Below are 19,341 nucleotides of genomic sequence, written 5' to 3' on the forward strand. Positions count from 1 at the left end.
GAACCAACCGCTCGCGTCCCGGCCCGCGCAACCTAGTTCGGTTGAGACTGCTACCACTATCGCGCCAGCGACGAAAGCCACCATCCCCACAATCGGCGTCCTCAACCCGTGGCGCGCATGTGTACCTCTTCCGTCTCGGACGACCGTCTACCCCGCGACGCCACCCGCGACCGACCGAGATTTCCTACAGCGCGACGATCGACTATTCCATCGGCAAGGACACGGGGCCGGGCATAATGTGCTGGAATCAGCGAGTATCGGCCCACCCCACCGATGAAGCACCGAGTCCGAGCGAAGCATCGTCAAGGGCTGAGCCGACCGGTGGAGGATTCGTGCGCATAGGCCGTGCACCAGCTGTTCCGTGCGCCGCTCATCATGTCGGCGCACACTGGCGCGCTCTGTCCGAGGTCAAGGGCACCGGTAAGCGGTTCGCGCCGGCAATGACCGCATCCCTGCCACCTGCTGCGCGGCGTTGGATCGATCATGCCGTCGCTGAGGGCACGCCGATGGCCGCAGCTGCACGGTTGGAGATGTCCGGGGAGATCAGACTCGGCTCCTGGCGACCGTTCACCGCCGTGCAACTCCTCGCTCCGGCGACGGGGTTCATCTGGGCTGCGACCACTCGGATCGGCCCGCTGTCCGTGTCGGGGTACGATCGTTTCACCGACGGGTGTGGCGAGATGCGTTGGCGGATCGGGGGAATCATCCCGGTGATGTCTGCCGATGGTCCGGATGTCAGCGACAGTGCGGCCGGTCGCCTGGCCGGGGAGAGCATTTTCGTGCCCACAACATTTCCCCTCGCACGGTGGCGGGGCGACGAATTCGTCGCCTCGGCGACCTGGACGGTGGATGGACGCAAGGAGACCGTGCGTCTGGATGTCGCCGATGACGGGGCATTGTGCGGGGTGCGGATGCTGCGGTGGGGCAACCCCGACAATCATGAGTTCGGCCGGTATCCGTTCATCGTCGCGGTCGAGGCCGAACGCCGGTTCGGCGGCATGACGATCGCCTCGCGGATCCGCGCGAGTTGGGACACGGGTACCGGTGGGGACGGCGAGTTCTTCCGCGCCGAGATCACCTCTGCCGACTTCTTCTGACGGTCTACGAGGCCAGCCGCGAGAACCGGCGTCGTCACTCCCTGCCGGGTGTCTGTGTGTGGTCCCGCCGGTCGGCCGTCCACACCGATTGCAGCATGTGCCAGTCGGCGGGATGCGCGGCGATACCGGCCGCGAACCGATCGGCCAGCCTCTGGGTTGTGGCGTGGACGCCGCCTGCGGTATCGATCGGTGCGTCGACGTGGAATCCCCATCCGCCCGGAGTGAACCAGCAGTGCACCGGCAGCAGCGGTGCGCCGGTATCGATCGCGAGCTTGGCCGGGCCGGCCGGCATGCAGGCCGGTTCGCCGAAGAAGGTGACCGGCACGCCCGTTCCCGTCAGATCCCGTTCACCGAGGAGTCCGACGAACCGTCCCTCCCGGATCCGGACGGCCAGCTGTTCGAACGGTGGGACAGTGCCGCCGGTGAGCGGGATGATCTCGAAACCCAGGTTTTCACGGAACCGGACGAAGCGGCGGAACAACGATTCCGGTTGCAGCCGCTCGGCGACGACGGTCGGTGTGCCGATCCGCTGTACGATCCACACTCCCGCCAGGTCCCAGTTTCCGCTGTGCGGAAGCGCCAACACTGCGCCGCGCCCACGCGCGACGGCCGTATGGATATGTTCGAGACCGGTGGCCGCGGAGTCGATGGTCTCGGCCAGCCGTACCGGATCCATCGACGGCAAGCGGAACGCTTCGCACCAATATCGCGCGTACGAACGCAGGCTCGCGCGTACGAGTTCATCCGGTACCTGATCGGGAGTGGTGGACAACACCCGAGCGAGGTTGCGGCGTAGTTGGGTCGGTCCGCCGTTTCGGGCCGCTCGATCCGCGGCCATCTCGAACAAGCGCCTCGCCGGCTCCTCCGGTAGCGCGCATACCGCCCACCAACCGGCGGCGTATGCGAGATCCCAGGCCCGATCCTTCATGCGCATCGAGTACCCCGAACGCGGAGGTCGACAACGATGACCATCACGACGGGCGCTGCGCGACGTTCACCCGATCGGCCACCCCGGGAGTCGTCCTGCTTCCTGCCACTTACGGTCCCACCGAGACAGTCTCTGCCGGTTCATCACGACGTGGACGCCGAACAGCGTGAGCGAGCATGCCACGGTGCCGAGGACGAGAATCACCAGAGCCGCACCGAGCGCCGTGACCGCATTCTCGGTACCGGTGCGGGGAACCGGCATGTAGTTGCCCGTCTCGTCGACCCCCATGCGGACTGTCTCTCCCGTGCGGCCGCGGCCCTCGAGACTCACTCGGCTGATGTACTCGACGCCGTCGTACTCCCACTGAGCAAGAACAGAGTCGAAATGAGGCGAAGACTCGGCCGACGGGTCGGGGACCGATACGTCGTCCGGATCGTCGAGAACGACCGCCGGCCCGATGCAGAGCCGATGGTCGTGCAAACCGGGTCCACTGCAGCGACCGAGGGACCTCGGTAACGAACCACGCCCGCCCCGTCCAACTTGCGAACAAAAATCCGGCTGCCTGCAGATTGCTCTGCCGACAGCCGGATTCGGTGTGCTGTATTCGGTGCGCCTACTCGGTGGGCGGGACCGCCGGTGCCTCGCGCGACAGGATCGGAAGCCGCGACGCGAACGGCAGAAGCACCACGACGACCAGCGCAACCACCAACACGCCGAGCGCCATACCCGACAGCACGTCGTGGACGTAGTGCACCCCCACCGTCACCCGAGAGAAGGCGAGCACTGCGGCGAGCGGAGCGACCAGCCAGATCAGACGCGGAGCCGCGAGGACACACGCCGTGGCGAACGACGCCGCGATGACGGAGTGGTTCGACGGCCAGGACCAGTCACCCACTTCGGGGCATTCCAGCACCGTCTCGATGCCGAGTGCGCGGCACGGTCGCGGTTCCGTCACCACGAGCTTGACGAGTTCGCTCGACAGGTAGGCACCCACGACACCGGTGCCGCCGACGGCGAGGGTGCCGAAGCCGCGGCGATCGTTCCGCCACAGCCATGCCGCGAGCACACCGGTGAAGGCGACAAGGACGAGCAACCCCTTGTCGGCGACGAGACCTGCGAGCGGTCCGAGGAAGGATCCCTCGACGGTCTGGGCTACGGACAGATACAGGCGGTCGCGCATCGGCACCGTCGCCGCCGCGAGAAGAGTCAGCACGAGCGCCACCCCTACGGCAGGGATGAACATCGAGCGGACCAACCGCGGGGATACAGGAGGTGAACTCTCGGTGACGACCATGACCGAATACGCTATCGCGCCATCTCGACCGGCTGCAGACCGGCAGGTCGGGCGGGTTCCGCCGTGCGTCTCACTCGGCAGGTTTCGGTAGGGCTCGACGGAACTAGGCTCACAGGGGTGTGGCGAACCTGGATCCTTTCCGCAACGATGGTGGCCGTCGCGGCCGTCGTTCTGCTCACCGGCGCATTCGACGTGACCTCGGTGGTGACGGCAGTACTGCTCCTCGCCCTCGCCTGGGTCGTCTCTCCCCTGTTCCTCCCCCATCACGTCGACGACGCCACCGCCCGTCGCGACGCCGCAGCCCGCGGCGTTCCGGTGGTGTACTGGCGCCCGGGGTGCACGTTCTGTATCCGGTTGCGCGCCACCCTGCGCACTCGCGCGCGTCGCGCGATCTGGGTGAACATCTGGCGGGATCCCGCTGCGGCCGCTCGGGTCCGGGAAGTCAACGGCGGGAACGAGACGGTGCCGACGGTGTTCGTCGGCGACGTGTCGCATACCAATCCCGACCCACGTTGGTTTCGCGATCAACTGGTCTGACGAGACGACCCCCGACATGAACGAGGTCCCGGATCCGTGTGGATCCGGGACCTCGTTGACGCAGAGCGGTCAGCGGCGCACGCCTCGACCGGTGACGGCCTTGACGAGGAACAGCAGGATGACCGCGCCGAGGAGGCAGGTCAGGAAGCTGAAGATCAGTCCGCCGCCTTCGACATCCACGCCGAAGACCTTCAGCAGGAAACCACCGATCAAGCCGCCGATGACGCCGACGACGATGTTGAGGAGAATGCCCTGCTGGGCGTCGGTGCCCATGATCTTGCTGCCGATCCAACCGGCGAGACCACCGATGATGATCCAACCGAGGATTCCGAGTCCGAGCATGTGCAGTCCTTTCATGAACACTGGCTAGTTCGACACAACTCAGATACCCAGTCGTCCCACCAGTCACACCTCTCACTTCTGACAACTTCAGAGTGGCACGAATGCGACGCCCGGAAGGTCGGATTCGGCGGTTCCGACCGTGGCACGTGCCGTCTGCCCGACGGGGACGGCTCGCGCTGGCACACTCGTGCGCATGACCCAGCCTCCCGTCACGATCACCGTCACCGGGCACGCCGAGCGCACCGTCGCACCCAACCGGTGCACAGTGGTGTTGCGGGTGCACGCCGACGGCTCCTCGCGCAAGCAGTCCGCCGAACCGGTGACCGCGGCCGTCGCCACCATCACCGATCTCATCACCGAACTGCGCAAGCGCACCCCGAGCCCCGTGAAGCGGTGGACCTTCGATCGGGTGCGCCACAGCCGGCGGCGCCCGTTCAACCGCGAGGGCAAGAACCGCCCGTGGGTGTACAACTCGTCGGCGTCGATCACCGTCGCCTTCCACGAGTTCGACGCTGTGGGTGCGTTCGTCGAACGGGTCGCCGAACTCGAGGTGGTCACCGTCGCCGATCTCCAGTGGTGGATCACCCGCAAGGCCCGGAAGAAGCGACTCGCACAGGTCCGCGACCTCGCCGTCCGCGACGCCCTGGACAAGGCGAAGGCGTACACGACGTCGCTGGGTCTCGACACTATTCGTGCGGTGGCCATCGCCGATCCGGGCATGCTCGGCTCCCAGCCCTCACCCGTCCATGCGGGCGGCGCTCCGATGATGCGCACCGCGATGCTGCGCTCGGATGCGATGAGCGCACCCGAGTCCGCCGAACCCGAGCTGGTCTTCGAACCCGACCGCGTCACCCTCACCGCCGACGTCGAGGCGCGGTTCGAAGCTTCCCCCTAGCGCCGGTGAAAATTCGGTGTTCCGGACCCCGCTCAGCGAGGTCGAGAACACCGAAATTCGAGCACCCCCCGCTTGATTCCTTGCGCGCCTTGTACAGACGGTGGCACGATGCCAGCACGCCGCCGATCCGCGCGGCCACAATCGAATAAGGCCCGCCAGGAGCTGCAACTCCCGACGGGCCGGATGTCCGACTGAACAGGAGTCGAACGTGGGTCAGAATACCCTGGCCGGCGGCGTGCGTCGTGGACCGCGCCTTGCCGCCAACTTCACCGTCCTGAGCAATGCCGTCATCACCGACGAGCGTTTGTCCTTCCGCGCACGGGGCGTGCTCGCCTGGTTGCTGTCCAAGCCCGACGACTGGCGCACCCGCGCCGACTCGATCGCGGCGCAGTCACCAAAAGAAGGTCGCGACGCCATCCGATCGGCTTTACGCGAGCTCGCCGACCTCGGCTACCTGGTACGCGAGAAGATCCAGAACGAGCTCGGCCAGTGGATCACCATCCAGACCATCTACGAACGTCCCGTCACCGACCCGGCGCCTGAGAATCCGACCCGCGGCAGCGCGGACATCGGAGACCCAGGCGCTCTTTCAAGTACCGATACACCAAGGACGGAAACCAACCGCACACCGCGCGTCACGAAAGCACCGCTCGGTCCGGCGGTGGTCGAGCTTGCGGCAGCCTGCAGACGGGCCGGACTCACCGCAACCTTCGTCTACCTCAAACCCGATGCGGCAGCGGCGATCGAAGCACTCGTCGCCACGCATGGTGTGCCGGCTCTCGTTGCGGCAGCGAATTCCGTGCACAGACCGGGCAATCCGATGCGGTTGGCGCACGGATGGTTGCCGTTATGGCGGTCGCTGCCGACGCCCCTTGTCCTCCAACCGAAGTGCGGCGACTGCGACGAGTACGGGTGGCTTCCCGACGACGAGCAGGGGCGTGCCGTGCGATGCGGATGTCGGGCACCGGCTGCGGCCTGAGATCCACTGCGGCGGTGCCCGGCCGAATTCCGTTGACCGATCGAATGGATCGGTTGTCTCATGAGAGGTAGGTGACGTTCTGCGGTAGACAGTCTCGCTGAGCTATCGACGGCGAGGGGTGGTGATGATGTCGGGAACCCCTATCGAAGTGGCCGTCGACTCGGTGTTCGTTCGTCCTCGGCGGTGAGGGCGAAAATTCCGTTGCCCCAGTACTCGTCGAAGAGTACTACTGGGCGCTGGCGAATTTCGAGATTCTCGAGGAGAGACACAGCGATGGCCACCACGATCGAACGGCCGGATGGCACGAGCATCCATGGTCCGGGCAAGCTTTCTGCGGAGCGTCTGCAGCACGAGCTCGCGCTGCGTCGACGCGCGCAGCGGATACCGGGGCGGCGACGTCACGACGGAAAAGGTGGGCGTCGGCAGCAGCGACGTGCCGCCGCCGGAGCGTGGTAGCTCTGCCCAGCATCGTCGAGGCTGCGGCGTGATCGGTCAGCGGCTCAACAGCGGCGATTTCCGACGATAGTGCGCGTCCAGCACGACAGCCCCGTCCTCGACGCGATCGACATCGGACCACGGAACCAGGCAGGTCCCGCGGTGGCGCCACCGGATCCACCGAGCGAGCAACACCGGGGCACGCACATCGGTGCGTTCGAATCCGAGGTACGAGCCGCGCCGGTGAGGCGAGAGGAGAAGGCCGACGACCTCCGGCGACGGCACTCCCCCACTGTCCGATACAGCCGGACGAGCAGGGAGGCGGAAGCGTATATCGCACACCCACCCGACGTGGTCGCCGTTGTGCTCGTGGACGGGCAGGTCGAGCAGATCAGTCAGGAGCATGGCGGCCCCCGGGAATGCGGCCGATGATCTGGTCCCGTACCCATCGCTCGGGCCACGTCGCATCCAAGGCCTCGGACCGCACTCGTAGCCGGAGAATGATACCGACCTCGGCAACGTCGTCCCACTTGATGCGATGCAAGCGGCTTCGGGGCAGACAGCCCCCGAAGATCCGAGTCATCAAGGTTGAGCCGGTGAGGATCGCCTCGATACGCGGTGCTGACGAGGTGACGCCGTCGGATTCGATGCCGCTGAGTTCGATGTCATCGACCGTGGCCACCGGTACGCCGTCACAGTCGAGGATCTGCCGGTCCAGCAGGTGCAGGCGGGCATCGATCAGCCGACCGTCTCGGTCGGTGCCGGCTGGGTGCTCTGATCTGCTCATTGTCCTGCTCCGGTGACGATCATCAACGGTATCGCCGCTGCCGAGGCGGCGACAATGATCACCAGGTAGACGGTACCGATCGCGTTGACGACCGGGCCGTTGACATGCTCGCCCATGTACTGCGGGTCGTTGGAGATGATCAGAACCGGTAGATACGTCAAGGGCAGGGCGATTGCGGAGAACACCACCGAGTACTCGGTGACCAGGATCGGGTCCACTCCCGTCATCAGCACACCGACGGCGACGATCAGCAACACCAGCATGGTCAGGTGGAATCGCGCCGCCTCCACCGGCCGTCGGAACTTGCCCCACGACCATCCCAGGAACTGCGCCAGGGTGTAGCCACCGGACAGCGCGGTTTCGAGCGCCGCGCCGAAGGTGGCCGCCACGATCCCGAGGACGATCACTGCGACCGCCAGTTTTCCTCCCGCCTCCGCCACCGGAATCAGCACCTGCGACAGGCTGGACACCTCTATCCCACCGGGCATCAGCACGATCGCAGACAGGGCGGCGATGGCCACCGAGAGGATGCCACCGAGGGGAAATCCCACGAGGACGTTGAGCCGGGACTTCGCGAGATCTCGCACCGTCCACTTCTCTTCCACCGCCCCGGAGGAGAAGAAGAACACCTCGTACGGAGTCATCGCCGCACCGAACAACGCGATCGCGTAATACCAATATGCCGCCAGGTTTTCGCCGTCCGACAGGGATGGAGTGAACACCTGGTCCGCGAGCTGCCCCCAATCCGGGCCGAGAAGGAACACCGCCACTGCGAACATGACCAGGCACAGTCCGACGACCCCGGTGACGTTCTCCATCACCGAGAACCTCACCCGCCAGATCACCAGCCACACCGCCAGGGCGGCTACCGGAATCCACAACTTCGGGTTCACACTGCTCGCCAACTGCAACGCCAGCGCAATACCACCGACCTCGGCGGTCAACGTCAACAGGTTGATCAGAAACGACGCGCTCAGATTCGCCACTGCCATGCGCGGCCCGAGACGTTCGCGAATGATCTCGAAAGTGGCTCGGCCGCTGACCGCAGCGACGCGACCGGACATCTGCGCGAAGACACAGATTCCCAGCACGCCTACCGGCACCACCCAGGCCAGGGACAACCCGAAACGCGCGCCCACCACTGCATTGGTGACCAGATCACCGATGTCGAGGAATCCCCCGATCGCGGTGAGGATTCCGAGAGCGACGGCGAAGTCTTCATCCGGCCGCCTCGAGGCGGTCTCCGAGATCGAGCAACTCCGTACCTGCACGTCCGAGCTCGGCCGCAACCGCAGTCAGCTCGGTCTGCTCGCCGACTCCCGCAACGATGTCTCGTCCCCGGATGATCTGTCCGGTAACCGTGTTCGCCGCCTGCAGGACCTCGGCGCGCAGGGTTCCCTGGTCGGGGGTGTCCACTTCTCGATCCGCGGTTGCCGAGACGGCCTGGTCGACCTCCTCGAGCATGTCCGACAGGGCGGTGTCCGTGGCGGCGGTGGTGTTGCGACCGTCGGCGAAAACCTGCAGGCTCAGCTGAGCCGAGACCGCCGCCGAACCGATCTGCTGCGCTGCCCGACCGAAGTCGCCTTCCACCCCGCCGCGCATCGAAGCGCACCCTGATGCGAAGACACCCAGGAGCAGCGCTGCAGCGACCACAGAAAGCAGCACACCCCTGCTCCGGCGTCCACCCGTCTCACGCGAGACGCGCCGTGAAGACCACGCTTTCCTCACCAACCTCACGATAGAGGCCGGTTTCCGTCGCCGGTCGGTTTCGGCAGCCGACACTCGTCGCGCTGTCGACCGGCGCCTATCGTTGTTCCCATGGATCCGCCCGTGACGCGGTACATCCAGCGCGACGGCGCCGCACTGGCGTATCAGATCGTGGGTGAGGGGCCATATCCGATCGCGTGGTTCTTCGAAGACATGATGCATCCGGACCTGATGTGGACCGATCCGCACTTCCACTACAACTTCGAACGTTGTGCCCGCTTCGCGCGTTCGCTGTTCTTCCAGCGCCGCGGATTCGGACTGTCCGATCCCGTCGAGCACGTCCCCACGCTCGAGGAGCAGGCCGACGACGTCATCGCGGTGCTCGACGACGCCGAGGTCGATCGCGCCACGCTCGTCGGCGCGGCCAGCACCTGCGGGCCCCTCGCCCTGGTAGCCGCTCGGCACCCCGACCGCGTTTCCGGACTGGTCCTCGCCGAACCCTGGTCCGATACCCTGCTGTCCGACGGTGATCCGCCACCGGGATGGACTGCTGACGAGCGAGACCGGTTCGTCGAGTCGTATCGGGATGCGTACGCATGCTGGGGTCAAGGGAAGCTCACGTCCCTGACGCACCCGACCCTCGATGTCCCGCACAATCGACGCATCATGGCGCTGCTCGAACGCTGCTCCGCCACACCGAGAACTGCCCAGAAACATCTCGAGTGGGCTCTCCGCGCGAACTACTCCTCGATTCTGCCGGCAATCCAATGCCCGACGAAGGTGCTGCATCAGCCGGAGACTCTGTTCGCTCGAGAGGCCGGCCGCAGGATGGCCGCGCAGATTCCGAACGGCCGCTTCTACGAACTGCCACCGATCCCCCTCGGTGCAACGCTGGGTGAAGTGCTGATCCCTGTTCTCGACCACGTGGAGGAACTCGTCAGCGGCACGGACCATCCGGTCGACGCCGATCGGTTCCTGGGCGCGGTTCTGTTCACCGATGTCGTCCGCTCCACCGATCTGCTCGCGGAGGTCGGTGACAACCGGTTCGCGAGGTTGCTGGGCGCGCACGACCGACTCGTGCGTGCGGAGGTCGAGGCCGGCGGAGGCACGCTGGTGGGCATCGCGGGCGATGGGACCCTCAGTGTGTTCGACGGTCCCGTGGCCGCGCTGCAGTGCGCACACCGGATCATCCGAGCCACATCGACTCTCGGATTCACCGTGCGGTCCGGTGTGCATGTCGGGGCGGTCACCCGCGCCGGTCCCGGGTTGACCGGAATGACGGTCCACGTCGGAGCGCGGATCGCTGCGTCCTCCGGGCCTGGGGAGGTGCGATGCTCACAGGCGGTGCGCGAGCTTGCGGTCGGCGGAGATTTCGATTTCACCGACCTGGGCAGGCATCGGCTCAAAGGTGTGCCCGGTCAGGTGCAGGTGTTCAGGGCGACGGTCGGGGCCCGTCCTGCACAGCCTCCGGTGCCACCACGTCCGACCGTCTCGGACCGCGCAGTACTGACCATGGCGCGCCGGGCTCCCGGCATGCTTCGTGAGCTCGCCCGCCTCGCAGACCGTCGCAACAGAGCAGCGAGGCGTCCACGATGATCGTCGCCGACTAGGCTCGGCTCCGTGAGCGTACGTGCAGGAATCATCGTGACCGGGACCGAAGTGCTGACCGGGCGGATCTCCGACCTGAACGGACCGTGGCTGTCCGACCAACTCCTGAAACTCGGCGTCGACGTCGCCCACATCACGATCTGCGGTGACCGGCCCGCCGACCTGACCGCACAGCTGCGTTTCCTCGCCGAGCAGGGCGTCGATCTCATCGTCACCAGCGGGGGTCTCGGTCCCACCGCCGACGACCTGACCATCCCCACCGTCGCCGAGTTCTGCGATCGCGAACTGCTGCTCGATCCCGAACTCGAAGAACACATCGCAGGTGTCATCCGCCGCTTCCGCCCGGACACGCCGGATCTCGACGCGGGGCCGACGCGTACCGGGGTCCGCAAGCAGGCACATGTTCCCGCCGGTGCCACCGCACTGCCGCCCACCGGCACAGCACCGGGCGTGGTCATCCCGGCGGTCACCGGCGAGCGGCCCGTACCGACCGTCGTCATCCTGCCCGGCCCGCCCGGCGAGCTGCAGGCGATGTGGCCGAGCGCGGTCTCCTCCCCCGCGGTCGCCGACGTGTTGTCGCGAGCCGACGACCTGCAGCAACACACTGTGCGCGCCTACGGATTGCACGAGGCACAGCTCGCCGAGACGCTGCGCCGGGCCGAAGCAGAGATCGCCGGCCTCGAACGCCTCGAGATCACCACATGCCTTCGTCACGGCGAACTCGACATGGTGACGCGAGTTGCCTCCGGTGACGCGGACATCTATCACCGCCTTCTCGATGTCCTCACCGAACACCATGGCCGCCAGATCTTCTCGACCGACGGTTCCACCATCGACGATCATCTGATCGCCGCCCTCGACGGCCGTACGATCGCGACTGCGGAGTCGTGCACCGGCGGGCTCGTCGCCGCGCGTCTCACCGACCGCCCCGGGTCGTCGGCCTATGTCATGGGAGGCGTCGTCTCGTATTCCAACGATGCGAAGTCCGATCTCATCGACGTCCCGGCGGAGATGATCGCGGAGCACGGGGCAGTGAGCGAACAGGTCGCCGCAGCCATGGCTGAGGGTGCTCGACGTCGCCTGAAGGTCGACGTCGCGGTCTCCACCACGGGGATCGCCGGCCCCGACGGCGGCACCGAGGCCAAGCCGGTGGGCACGGTGTGCTTCGGCGTCGCAATCGAGGGACGACCGACGTACACGGTCACCCGCCGCTTCCCCGGAGACCGAGAACGGGTCCGAACTCTCACCACCACGGCGGCACTGCATCTGGTTGTCGCACAGCTCGAACGGGCTTGAGCCGGCACGTACCGCCGGTCGTTGTCAGTTCTCCCCTACCGCCTCCAACCGGGCCCGGAGAGAATCCACTTGGGCGCGGAGATCGTTGATTTCGTCGATGTAGGGACGGATCCGGGCGCGGACCGCTTCGTCGGTGTACTGCGGGATCAGGCTCCGGGAGCAGTTCCAGTCGAAGGCCTCGACCTCGATGACGATGCTTCGCTCGCATCGCGCCGAGATTCTCCGACCGTCACCGAGATCGCGCAGCCGGTCGAGAAGCTGCGGGTCGTCGTCCGCATCGACCACCCGCGCGGTACCGAAGACCTTCAACCGCCTCTTCAGCGGAAGGTCCGCGAGGAACAGCGCGACCCTTCCGTTGTCCGCGATGTTCCCGACCGAGACGAATTGTTGATTGCCTCGGTGGTCCGCGAACCCGATCGTCTGCCCACCGAGGTGGTGCAGGAACCCGACGGGTCCGCTGCGGTACTGGACATAGGGCCATCCGCTCGGGGTCACCGTCGCCATATGGAACTGGAAGCTTTCGCGTACGAGAGCGAGTTCCCGGTCGCCCAACGGCTGAGGTCCTCGGTCGGGTTCGTCGAGGTCGGCACCATAGGCAACGATGCTGCCCGCAGCTTCCTGACGAGCGACCGCCTCCGGGCCGAACGCCAGATGGTGATACCTCAATCCCATACCGATCTCCTCGCCGATGTCCGTTATGCCGACAACGAGACAGTGCATCACAATCGACCGTGACCGGAAAGACGCGGGTGTCGACCCTGCAGTTCGCCGAACAGCGGCCGTCTGGTTTACGATACGGAACGTGTCGTATCTGAATGAGCCGCCTGCGCAACGCGGACGTCCACGCGATGCCGAACTCGAGCGTCGGATCACTACCACCGTTCTCGAACTACTGGCTGAGGGAGGCTACGAGGGCGTGACGTTCGAAGCGGTCGCTCGACGTTGCCAGGCGTCGAAGGCAACGCTGTATCGACGATGGCCGTCCAAGCGCGACATGGTGCTCGCAGCAGTGAAGGACGCCCCTGCGCATCCCTCGGCGGTCCCACTCCGGCGGGGCGACACACTCCGCGACGATCTGCTGATGCTTGCGCAACGCCTCAGCCTCACCATGTCCGCAACCGACAGCAACGCCGCCTTCATGCTGCTCCACGCGGGACTCGAAGACCCGGAGTTGTGCGACGCCATCGAGGAGACCGTCGGCCCGACAGGCGCACGCCTCCCCCAGGCGGTCCTCGACGATGCCGTTGCACGAGGCGAACTCCCTTCGGGCGCTCAACCATTCGCATACGAGGAGGTCGTGGGCACAGTCCTGCTCCTGCGACGAGCGAACGGTCTCACCGTCGACGACACCTACCTCGAAGCCCTCGTCGACACCGTCATCATTCCCGCGCTCACCGCGTCCGCCGGCCGAACGGACCTGCCCGCCGGCATCTTCTCCGGCCACCCCGAAACCTCCACCACGACTACGACTACGGAGACCCCATGACCCGCTGCACCATCGAGGACTTCACCTACCGCACGATAGCCGGGGACGGCGGCGTGAAGCTCAACGTCGCCATCAGTGGCCAGGGGCCGGCTGTCGTCCTGCTGCACGGTTTCCCGCAGACCCACTACATGTGGCGCCACGTCGCCCGCACACTCGCCGACGACCACACTGTGATCGTCCCCGACCTGCGCGGCTACGGTGCCAGCGACCAACCCCCAGCCGACAACCCCGAGACGTATTCCAAGCGCACCATGGCGAACGACATCATCGCCGTCGCCCACGAGATCGGTTTCGACCACTTCGGGCTCGTCGGTCACGACCGCGGTGCGCTCGTCGCCGTCCGCGCAGGACTCGACCACCCCGACGCCGTCGACTACCTCGGCATCCTCGATGTCCTTCCCACGATGGACACCTGGGCCGTACTCCAGGGCGTGAACGCGAAGGTGGCTTGGCATCTCTATCTCATGGCCCAGCCCGCAGGGATGCCCGAGAAGATGATCGCCGCCGTCGCCCCGGAGTTCTTCGGCTCGTTCCTCGACGCGTGGGACCCCACCGGAACCACCTTCACGCCCGAGGAGCGCGACCACTACGTCACCAGCTCGATCAACTCCATCGACTCGATCGTGGCCGACTACCGCGCCACCGCCGGCATCGACCTCGACATGGACCTCGCCGACCGCGAACGCGGGACCCGGCTCACCATGCCCGTCGCGGTCATCTCCCAGGACTGGGGCTCTCAACTGGGCTTCGACGCCTCGGCTCTCTGGCAGGCGTGGGCACCCGATTTCACCTACCGGGCCACCACCAGCGGCCACTTCATGGCCGAAGAGAACCCCGACGAGATCGCCGCCTTCATCACCGAGCTGGCCTCCCGCATCCCGGCCGAGCAGCCCTGACGGACATGCCACCGGAGTCACCGGTCGGGGGTGACCATGATCACCGAAAAGCGCGCATCCTTAACATGCCGAACAAACGGGACATCGATATCATCGACCTCAATTGTTGTCTGTCGGGGGCACACGAGGAGAATCGCGCATGTCCCGGATCGATCGCAGACGCACACGCACCGTCGGCCTGCTCGCCGCAGGTCTGCTCACCGCAGGACTGAGCGTCGCGGGTCCGGTCGGTTCCGCGTCCGCCGACCCGGTCCGCAACTGCCCCGAGCGGTACGTCCTCGCCGTCGACGGAACCCGCGGCTTCGAGACCCTCGACTCTATCGATCCGGAATCCCCCTTGGCGAAGATCTCCGCTCGGTTCGAGGCTCCCGGCACCGTGGTCGAGCACATCCGCTACCCCGCAGTGGTCGTGCCGCTGCCCGGGACCGGCTCGCACGACGACTTCGACGGCATCGACGACGACGGCACCATCGCCTACGACAGGTCGAAGCAGATCGGGCATCAGCGACTCCGCCAGACCATCACCGTCCGGCACAGCACCTGCCCCGACTCGGACCTGCTGATTCTCGGCTACTCGCAGGGCGCCTCGATCGCCGGCGACGTTCTCGCCGAGATCGCAGCCGACGGGTCCGTTCCCCCCGAACGGATCTCGGGCATCCTCTACTCCGATCCCCGCGACGACCGCGGCGTCGAGACCCTGTTCCCGGGTCCCGTCGCTCCCGGCGTGACGCTCGGCGGCGGCCGGAACGACTTCGGCGAGATCCACGTCGAACGAGTCTGCATCGAAGGCGACGCGGTCTGCGACGGTCGCACACCCGAGGACGGCAAGGACTGGCTCCGGGAGAACGTGACGGGGTACTTCCAGTTGCACACGAAGTACCCCGACTACCAGCCCTGACCGAGGCTGGGAGTCGGCCGCGCGGGTGGAATCGGGTCAGACTCGGTCGCTACCGATAGCAGTAGGAGTCCGAGGACGCGTCGCCACCTTGGAGGCGAACCTGGTGCGCCCGCAGTCCCCGGAAGTCGTCGCCGTGCGGGAAGAAGCGGTCGTCGATCTCCATCCCGCCATGAGGGTCGGTGTGCATCAGTGCCATCCAGGCGCCGACCCCGTCCGGGTAGAACTGATCGTCCCAGGCCCCGTACAGGGAGTTGGTGACGTAGACCCGCTTTCCGTCCCGGCTGATCTCGACCATCTGCGGACCACCGGCCAGCGGCTCGCTCGGTACCGCCGGGTGGGCGCGGCGGCCGACGATCCCGCCGAGTCGGACGGATCCGGTCTCCTTCGGATGAGCGGGGTCGCGCACGTCGAACTGCTTGAGCTCGCCGGTGCCCCAGCATGAGACGTAGAGGAACGCGTCGTCGACGGACAGGTCGATGTCGGAGACGAGCGGCGGCACCGCACCGAACGGCTTCAGCGCCGGTGGCAGCAGGTCCGGCTCTGCGGGTTCGGCCGGGATGGTGATCACCTTGTCCACCGCCCAACCGTCGTCACCGGGGTGCCAACGCCAGACCGACGCGGACAGGTCCTCGGTCGAGACGACCACGCCGACGAATCCCCACGTGGCCTCCGGGTCGTGCGAGGGGCGCAACTCGAGCGGCATCTGGTACTGCGCGCCGAGATCCACTCGCTGCTGATGCGCACCGGTGGACAGGTCCCAGAAGTGGATGGCATGGCCGTACTCGTTCGCCAGGAGCAGCTCGGGCACCAACCCGTTCTCGATCATCGACGGTGTGCCCCACTCGCTGCTGATCAGCGTGTTCCGGTTGAGATGCCACCAGGCGTCGTACGCGAAATACTGCGGCCCCCGGTCGGTTTCCCACTGCCGGAGCACGTCGAACGTGCCGTGGTCGAGCAGGGCGATCCCGCCCGGCCCGTCCGATCCGTCGGCACCACCCAGGCAGGTCATGAAGACCCCGTCCGGTCCACAGTGCAAGGTGTGCGGTCGGGAGTAACCCGCCTTGGCGGCGAGATCGGCGGCGTCCACGACTTTGGCCACGGTGGGTTGGCGCGGGTCGGGCTCGGTGTCGAGTATGTACAGGGACGACGAGCGGATGCCCGGCACGATGAGGTATCTGCGCGCCAACCCTGTCATATCGTGACCTTCGTGCTTCAACGCGCTGCTGCAGGCGTTCCAACCGAAATGATGTAGTTCGTTGCCCAGCCCGGGTACCTCGGTCCAGCCCACCACCCGTCCGTAGGTGTCCGAGTCGGGATCCACGTCGATCACGCTCATGGCGTCGGGTTTGTCCGCCGCACGATCGAACGCGACCACGTAGGCCAATCGCTCCGGTGGGGCGGCTGCCGCGTCTGCCGCGGTCCGATAGAAGGTCGGGTCTGTGATCGGCTGACTCATTTCCAGCCTCCTTCGTCGAGGAGACCCCACGAGTCAGAGTACGAGGATCGCGCGAGGGACGGAACCGTGGCGAACTCACGGGAGCGAGCAGGGCTCCGGATGATGGTCCGTCTTCACCCGCTGCCGACGAGAACAGCTACATGCGCGCCAGGTCGCTGGTAGAACCCCCGCTCCATACGCGGTATCCGCGCTTCCAGGCGTTGCCTCGTCGGTACGAACACGAACGCGGACTGTCACTCGCGACAACACTTCTCGGCCCGTCCGGGGTCCTCGCACCGAAGGTCCCGCTGCGTCCGCCGTGGTTGGTTGCAGCGGCACGGCGAAAAAGTGACGGAATAAGGGGAGGTTCTGTGCGAGTTCTTCACCGGAACCGCACACAACCTCCCCCGAGTTTCGACGGCCGCTACTCCTCCTCGACGCCACCAACGGCCCAACGCAAGAGGGAACCCATCCTCGGGTGAGGATGGGTTCCCTCGTCGACGAGTCCCTGGAGGGCTGTCGTTACTGCTATCCGTGCAGGACTGTTATGCCTGTGCAGTGGCAGGTTCCTCGACATGCTCCACGGGGCCAGCTTCCGTGATGGGGTAGACGGGGTATTCCACACCCGACAGGTACTGGACGGTACGCACCACCTGGCACGAGTAACCGAACTCGTTGTCGTACCAGACGTAGAGGATGGCGGTGTCGCCGTCGACGATCGCTGCATTGGCATCGATGATGCACGCCGCGCGCGAACCGATGAAGTCGCTCGACACCGCGTCGGTGGCCGAGGTGTAGTCGAGGTTGCGGCGCAGCGCACCGGTGAGCGACTCCTGGTGCAGGTGCTCGAGCACCTCTTCCTTGGTGGTCTCACGAGTCAGCTGAAGGTGAAGGATCGCGACGGACACATCCGGCGTAGGAACGCGGATCGAGTTGCCGGTGATCTTCGCCTTCAGATCGGGAAGCGCCTTCGCGACCGCCGAAGCTGCGCCGGTCTCGGTGAGCACCAGGTTGAACGGCGCGGAACGACCGCGGCGGTCGGCCTTGTGGTAGTTGTCCAGCAGGTTCTGGTCGTTGGTGAACGAGTGCACCGTCTCGACGTGGCCACGCAGCACACCGAACTTGTCATCCATGGTCTTCAGCGGCGGCACGATGGCATTGGTGGTGCAGGACGCGCACGAGACGATCTTCTCGTCCGGGTCGATGGCGCGGTGGTTTACGCCGTGCACGATGTTCGGAAGGTCGCCCTTGCCCGGCGCGGTGAGCACCACCTTGGCGATACCGGGGCGAAGGTGGTTCGACAGCCCGTCACGATCGCGCCAGATGCCGGTGTTGTCGATCAGGATGGCGTTGTCGATGCCGTACTCGGTGTAGTCGACGCTCGCCGGATCGTTGCTGTAGATGAACTTGATGACGTTGCCGTTGGCGATCAGGGCGTTGTTCTCGGCGTCGACCTTGATCGTGCCGTTGAACTGCCCGTGGACGGAATCGCGACGCAACAGAGACGCACGCTTGGTCAGGTCGTCACCGCTGCCCTTCCGGACCACCACAGCGCGCAGGTTCAGGCCGTTGCCCGAGCCGGCCTTCTCGATGAGAAGACGGGCGACGAGGCGACCGATCCGACCGAAGCCGTACAGGACCACGTCCTGCGGCTTCGCGGGGCTCGTCTGAGCACCGCCGACCAGGTCCGAGAGGGTCTCGGCAACGAACTCCGGGATGGACCGTCCGGCACCCTCGGCCTGATAAGCCGTCACCAGCAGGCCGAGGTCGATCTTCGACGGCTGCAGGTCGAGGTCGGTCAGCGCCTCGAGGAACGGGAACGTCGCCTCGACCGACAGCTCGTCACCGCGGATCTGACGCGCGAAACGGTGCGTCCGCAGAATGCCGATCACCGACTTGTTCACGAGGGAGCGGCTGTGAAGCAAGATCGTGACCGAATGCCGGCGGTGCAGACCGCCGATGATCGGGATCATTGCTTCCGCAATAGCCTCTTGCGAGTTCCACTGTGCCAATTCCGGGGTGCTCACTGCGCTCCTCTGCCTTTCCGGCTCGTCTGACACGTCGCAGGCTGTTGGGTGCAGCCCAGACGAGACGCACGTCACTCGCCGGTCGGTGTCCGGATCGGTGGAACCGTACGCGACCGACGCCGATTACGGCGTGCGTACCGCCAAGCATATGAAAGAGCTCTCACGGGTCGACGCCCGGTAGGCGATACGCGCCCGCGCGTGCGGGAAGCTGATCGCTTCTACTCTGATAGGCAGGCATTCGCGGCGCCCCGTGCTGTAGATGAACCAGCGAGCTGCGTGTGTCTCCAGTCACAGCGACAGTGACGGGGTCGCGTGATGGTATCGAGAGTCCCAGTGGGCACCACGTAGATCGACATTACTGGCACACAGGTGTATGCGGATCAGGTCCTGCACCTGACTGCACAGCGGTGACGACCATCATTCTTACGGCCCCTCGCCTTATCCTCTCGAGGTGCAAGCCTCATCCTCGAGGGGTCACCGCCGCGTCCACGAGCAGACCGATATATCGCTGCCGTGGCTGCCCGTTCGCTGCGTCCCGGCTGCGCCGCCCAGTTCGTACACCGTGCCGCTCCTGACTCAGGAATACCGAACGGCACCGCTCCGGCATCCCTACCGAGGCTCTCGGTGGGGTGGGTTGATCAGTCGATGCATGTACGCCACGCGAGTCGCGCCGCCTCTGCAACCGGTTGAAGCG

20 protein-coding genes are annotated in these 19,341 nt (G+C 66.1%); 10 read left to right on the forward strand and 10 right to left on the reverse strand.

The features are described from left to right. The first annotated feature begins 440 nt into the window (after positions 1-440). On the forward strand, positions 441-1,097 hold the full coding sequence (locus ACPCXD_RS22430; protein WP_301844330.1) for a DUF6920 family protein: 657 nt from the start codon (positions 441-443) through the stop codon (positions 1,095-1,097). 34 nt (positions 1,098-1,131) lie between these two features. On the opposite strand, the gene ACPCXD_RS22435 is transcribed toward ACPCXD_RS22430, so the two are convergent. The 3 genes from ACPCXD_RS22435 to ACPCXD_RS22445 all read right to left on the reverse strand — a co-directional run bounded on the left by ACPCXD_RS22435 (position 1,132) and on the right by ACPCXD_RS22445 (position 3,319). Further along, the gene (locus ACPCXD_RS22435; RefSeq protein WP_145692029.1) at positions 1,132-2,031 is read right to left on the reverse strand and encodes a phosphatidylinositol mannoside acyltransferase; all 900 of its coding nucleotides are present in this window, start codon (positions 2,029-2,031) and stop codon (positions 1,132-1,134) included. 60 nt (positions 2,032-2,091) lie between these two features. Continuing rightward, positions 2,092-2,313 (reverse strand): hypothetical protein, encoded by a 222-nt coding sequence (locus ACPCXD_RS22440; protein WP_229568205.1) that lies wholly within the window; start codon positions 2,311-2,313, stop codon positions 2,092-2,094. A 325-nt stretch (positions 2,314-2,638) separates the two neighbouring features. Further along, the gene (locus tag ACPCXD_RS22445; protein WP_225623558.1) at positions 2,639-3,319 is read right to left on the reverse strand and encodes a phosphatase PAP2 family protein; all 681 of its coding nucleotides are present in this window, start codon (positions 3,317-3,319) and stop codon (positions 2,639-2,641) included. A 117-nt stretch (positions 3,320-3,436) separates the two neighbouring features. Between ACPCXD_RS22445 and ACPCXD_RS22450 the strand changes: the two genes are divergently transcribed. Next, on the forward strand, positions 3,437-3,856 hold the full coding sequence (locus ACPCXD_RS22450) for a glutaredoxin domain-containing protein (RefSeq protein ID WP_145692031.1): 420 nt from the start codon (positions 3,437-3,439) through the stop codon (positions 3,854-3,856). Between the two features lie 69 nt (positions 3,857-3,925). Here the strand turns inward: ACPCXD_RS22450 and ACPCXD_RS22455 are convergent, their stop codons facing one another. After that, positions 3,926-4,198, reverse strand: coding sequence for a GlsB/YeaQ/YmgE family stress response membrane protein (locus ACPCXD_RS22455; protein ID WP_019289453.1), 273 nt, complete (start codon positions 4,196-4,198; stop codon positions 3,926-3,928). 193 nt (positions 4,199-4,391) lie between these two features. Here ACPCXD_RS22455 and ACPCXD_RS22460 point away from each other — a divergent pair, with 193 nt between their 5' ends. From ACPCXD_RS22460 to ACPCXD_RS22470, 3 genes are all read left to right on the forward strand, one after another. Further along, positions 4,392-5,093 carry an SIMPL domain-containing protein gene (locus tag ACPCXD_RS22460; RefSeq protein WP_145692032.1) on the forward strand — a complete coding sequence of 234 codons (702 nt, stop codon included), beginning with the start codon at positions 4,392-4,394 and terminating at the stop codon, positions 5,091-5,093. A 208-nt stretch (positions 5,094-5,301) separates the two neighbouring features. Further along, positions 5,302-6,072 (forward strand): helix-turn-helix domain-containing protein, encoded by a 771-nt coding sequence (locus ACPCXD_RS22465; RefSeq protein WP_145692033.1) that lies wholly within the window; start codon positions 5,302-5,304, stop codon positions 6,070-6,072. Positions 6,073-6,345: 273 nt separating this feature from the next. Further along, positions 6,346-6,528 carry a hypothetical protein gene (locus ACPCXD_RS22470; RefSeq protein ID WP_186455177.1) on the forward strand — a complete coding sequence of 61 codons (183 nt, stop codon included), beginning with the start codon at positions 6,346-6,348 and terminating at the stop codon, positions 6,526-6,528. Positions 6,529-6,898: 370 nt separating this feature from the next. Here the strand turns inward: ACPCXD_RS22470 and ACPCXD_RS22475 are convergent, their stop codons facing one another. From ACPCXD_RS22475 to ACPCXD_RS22485, 3 genes are read right to left on the reverse strand one after another with little or no spacing between them, the layout of a single operon-like run. After that, positions 6,899-7,294: a hypothetical protein gene (locus tag ACPCXD_RS22475; protein WP_106199662.1), complete on the reverse strand. Its 396-nt coding sequence runs from the start codon at positions 7,292-7,294 to the stop codon at positions 6,899-6,901. Next, complete coding sequence (locus ACPCXD_RS22480) at positions 7,291-8,544, reverse strand: Nramp family divalent metal transporter (RefSeq protein ID WP_423661172.1); 1,254 nt, start codon at positions 8,542-8,544, stop codon at positions 7,291-7,293. The genes ACPCXD_RS22475 and ACPCXD_RS22480 overlap by 4 nt, the downstream gene beginning before the upstream one ends. Next, positions 8,513-8,959 carry a hypothetical protein gene (locus tag ACPCXD_RS22485; RefSeq protein ID WP_229580679.1) on the reverse strand — a complete coding sequence of 149 codons (447 nt, stop codon included), beginning with the start codon at positions 8,957-8,959 and terminating at the stop codon, positions 8,513-8,515. The genes ACPCXD_RS22480 and ACPCXD_RS22485 overlap by 32 nt, the downstream gene beginning before the upstream one ends. Positions 8,960-9,112: 153 nt before the next feature. On the opposite strand from ACPCXD_RS22485, the gene ACPCXD_RS22490 reads away from it, so the two are divergent. Beyond that, a complete protein-coding gene (locus ACPCXD_RS22490; RefSeq protein WP_423661170.1) occupies positions 9,113-10,597 on the forward strand; it encodes an adenylate/guanylate cyclase domain-containing protein in 1,485 nt (494 codons plus the stop codon). A gap of 24 nt (positions 10,598-10,621) precedes the next feature. After that, a complete protein-coding gene (locus ACPCXD_RS22495; protein WP_145708913.1) occupies positions 10,622-11,905 on the forward strand; it encodes a competence/damage-inducible protein A in 1,284 nt (427 codons plus the stop codon). A gap of 24 nt (positions 11,906-11,929) precedes the next feature. On the opposite strand, the gene ACPCXD_RS22500 is transcribed toward ACPCXD_RS22495, so the two are convergent. After that, positions 11,930-12,577 (reverse strand): pyridoxamine 5'-phosphate oxidase family protein, encoded by a 648-nt coding sequence (locus ACPCXD_RS22500; RefSeq protein ID WP_423661171.1) that lies wholly within the window; start codon positions 12,575-12,577, stop codon positions 11,930-11,932. Between the two features lie 130 nt (positions 12,578-12,707). Here ACPCXD_RS22500 and ACPCXD_RS22505 point away from each other — a divergent pair, with 130 nt between their 5' ends. From ACPCXD_RS22505 to ACPCXD_RS22515, 3 genes are all read left to right on the forward strand, one after another. Next, positions 12,708-13,391, forward strand: a complete 684-nt coding sequence (locus ACPCXD_RS22505; protein ID WP_160875420.1) for a TetR/AcrR family transcriptional regulator — start codon at positions 12,708-12,710, stop codon at positions 13,389-13,391. Then, positions 13,388-14,287 (forward strand): alpha/beta fold hydrolase, encoded by a 900-nt coding sequence (locus ACPCXD_RS22510; protein WP_145692038.1) that lies wholly within the window; start codon positions 13,388-13,390, stop codon positions 14,285-14,287. Before ACPCXD_RS22505 ends, ACPCXD_RS22510 begins: the two co-directional genes overlap by 4 nt. Before the next feature lie 139 nt (positions 14,288-14,426). After that, positions 14,427-15,185, forward strand: coding sequence for a cutinase family protein (locus tag ACPCXD_RS22515; protein ID WP_016696388.1), 759 nt, complete (start codon positions 14,427-14,429; stop codon positions 15,183-15,185). Between the two features lie 49 nt (positions 15,186-15,234). Here ACPCXD_RS22515 and ACPCXD_RS22520 read toward each other — a convergent pair whose 3' ends face one another. Together ACPCXD_RS22520 and ACPCXD_RS22525 are read right to left on the reverse strand one after the other, a co-directional pair. Then, on the reverse strand, positions 15,235-16,641 hold the full coding sequence (locus ACPCXD_RS22520; protein ID WP_160875424.1) for a selenium-binding protein SBP56-related protein: 1,407 nt from the start codon (positions 16,639-16,641) through the stop codon (positions 15,235-15,237). 524 nt (positions 16,642-17,165) lie between these two features. Beyond that, entirely contained in the window at positions 17,166-18,647 is a 1,482-nt protein-coding gene (locus ACPCXD_RS22525) for a glyceraldehyde-3-phosphate dehydrogenase (protein ID WP_037192819.1), read from the reverse strand. Between the last annotated feature and the right edge of the window lie 694 nt (positions 18,648-19,341).

Origin of the sequence: Rhodococcus sp. AB351 (assembly GCF_049538275.1) — a bacterium.
Lineage (GTDB): Bacteria > Actinomycetota > Actinomycetes > Mycobacteriales > Mycobacteriaceae > Rhodococcus.

Bases quoted from the DNA above. Each gene is read 5' to 3' on its own strand.
- ACPCXD_RS22455 (WP_019289453.1), bottom strand. From the start codon at position 4,198: ATGCTCGGACTCGGAATCCTCGGTTGGATCATCATCGGTGGTCTCGCC.
- ACPCXD_RS22430 (WP_301844330.1), top strand. From the start codon at position 441: ATGACCGCATCCCTGCCACCTGCTGCGCGGCGTTGGATCGATCATGCC.
- ACPCXD_RS22440 (WP_229568205.1), bottom strand. From the start codon at position 2,313: ATGGGGGTCGACGAGACGGGCAACTACATGCCGGTTCCCCGCACCGGT.
- ACPCXD_RS22445 (WP_225623558.1), bottom strand. From the start codon at position 3,319: ATGGTCGTCACCGAGAGTTCACCTCCTGTATCCCCGCGGTTGGTCCGC.
- ACPCXD_RS22475 (WP_106199662.1), bottom strand. From the start codon at position 7,294: ATGAGCAGATCAGAGCACCCAGCCGGCACCGACCGAGACGGTCGGCTG.
- ACPCXD_RS22460 (WP_145692032.1), top strand. From the start codon at position 4,392: ATGACCCAGCCTCCCGTCACGATCACCGTCACCGGGCACGCCGAGCGC.
- ACPCXD_RS22515 (WP_016696388.1), top strand. From the start codon at position 14,427: ATGTCCCGGATCGATCGCAGACGCACACGCACCGTCGGCCTGCTCGCC.
- ACPCXD_RS22500 (WP_423661171.1), bottom strand. From the start codon at position 12,577: ATGGGATTGAGGTATCACCATCTGGCGTTCGGCCCGGAGGCGGTCGCT.
- ACPCXD_RS22520 (WP_160875424.1), bottom strand. From the start codon at position 16,641: ATGAGTCAGCCGATCACAGACCCGACCTTCTATCGGACCGCGGCAGAC.
- ACPCXD_RS22470 (WP_186455177.1), top strand. From the start codon at position 6,346: ATGGCCACCACGATCGAACGGCCGGATGGCACGAGCATCCATGGTCCG.
- ACPCXD_RS22435 (WP_145692029.1), bottom strand. From the start codon at position 2,031: ATGCGCATGAAGGATCGGGCCTGGGATCTCGCATACGCCGCCGGTTGG.
- ACPCXD_RS22510 (WP_145692038.1), top strand. From the start codon at position 13,388: ATGACCCGCTGCACCATCGAGGACTTCACCTACCGCACGATAGCCGGG.
- ACPCXD_RS22490 (WP_423661170.1), top strand. From the start codon at position 9,113: ATGGATCCGCCCGTGACGCGGTACATCCAGCGCGACGGCGCCGCACTG.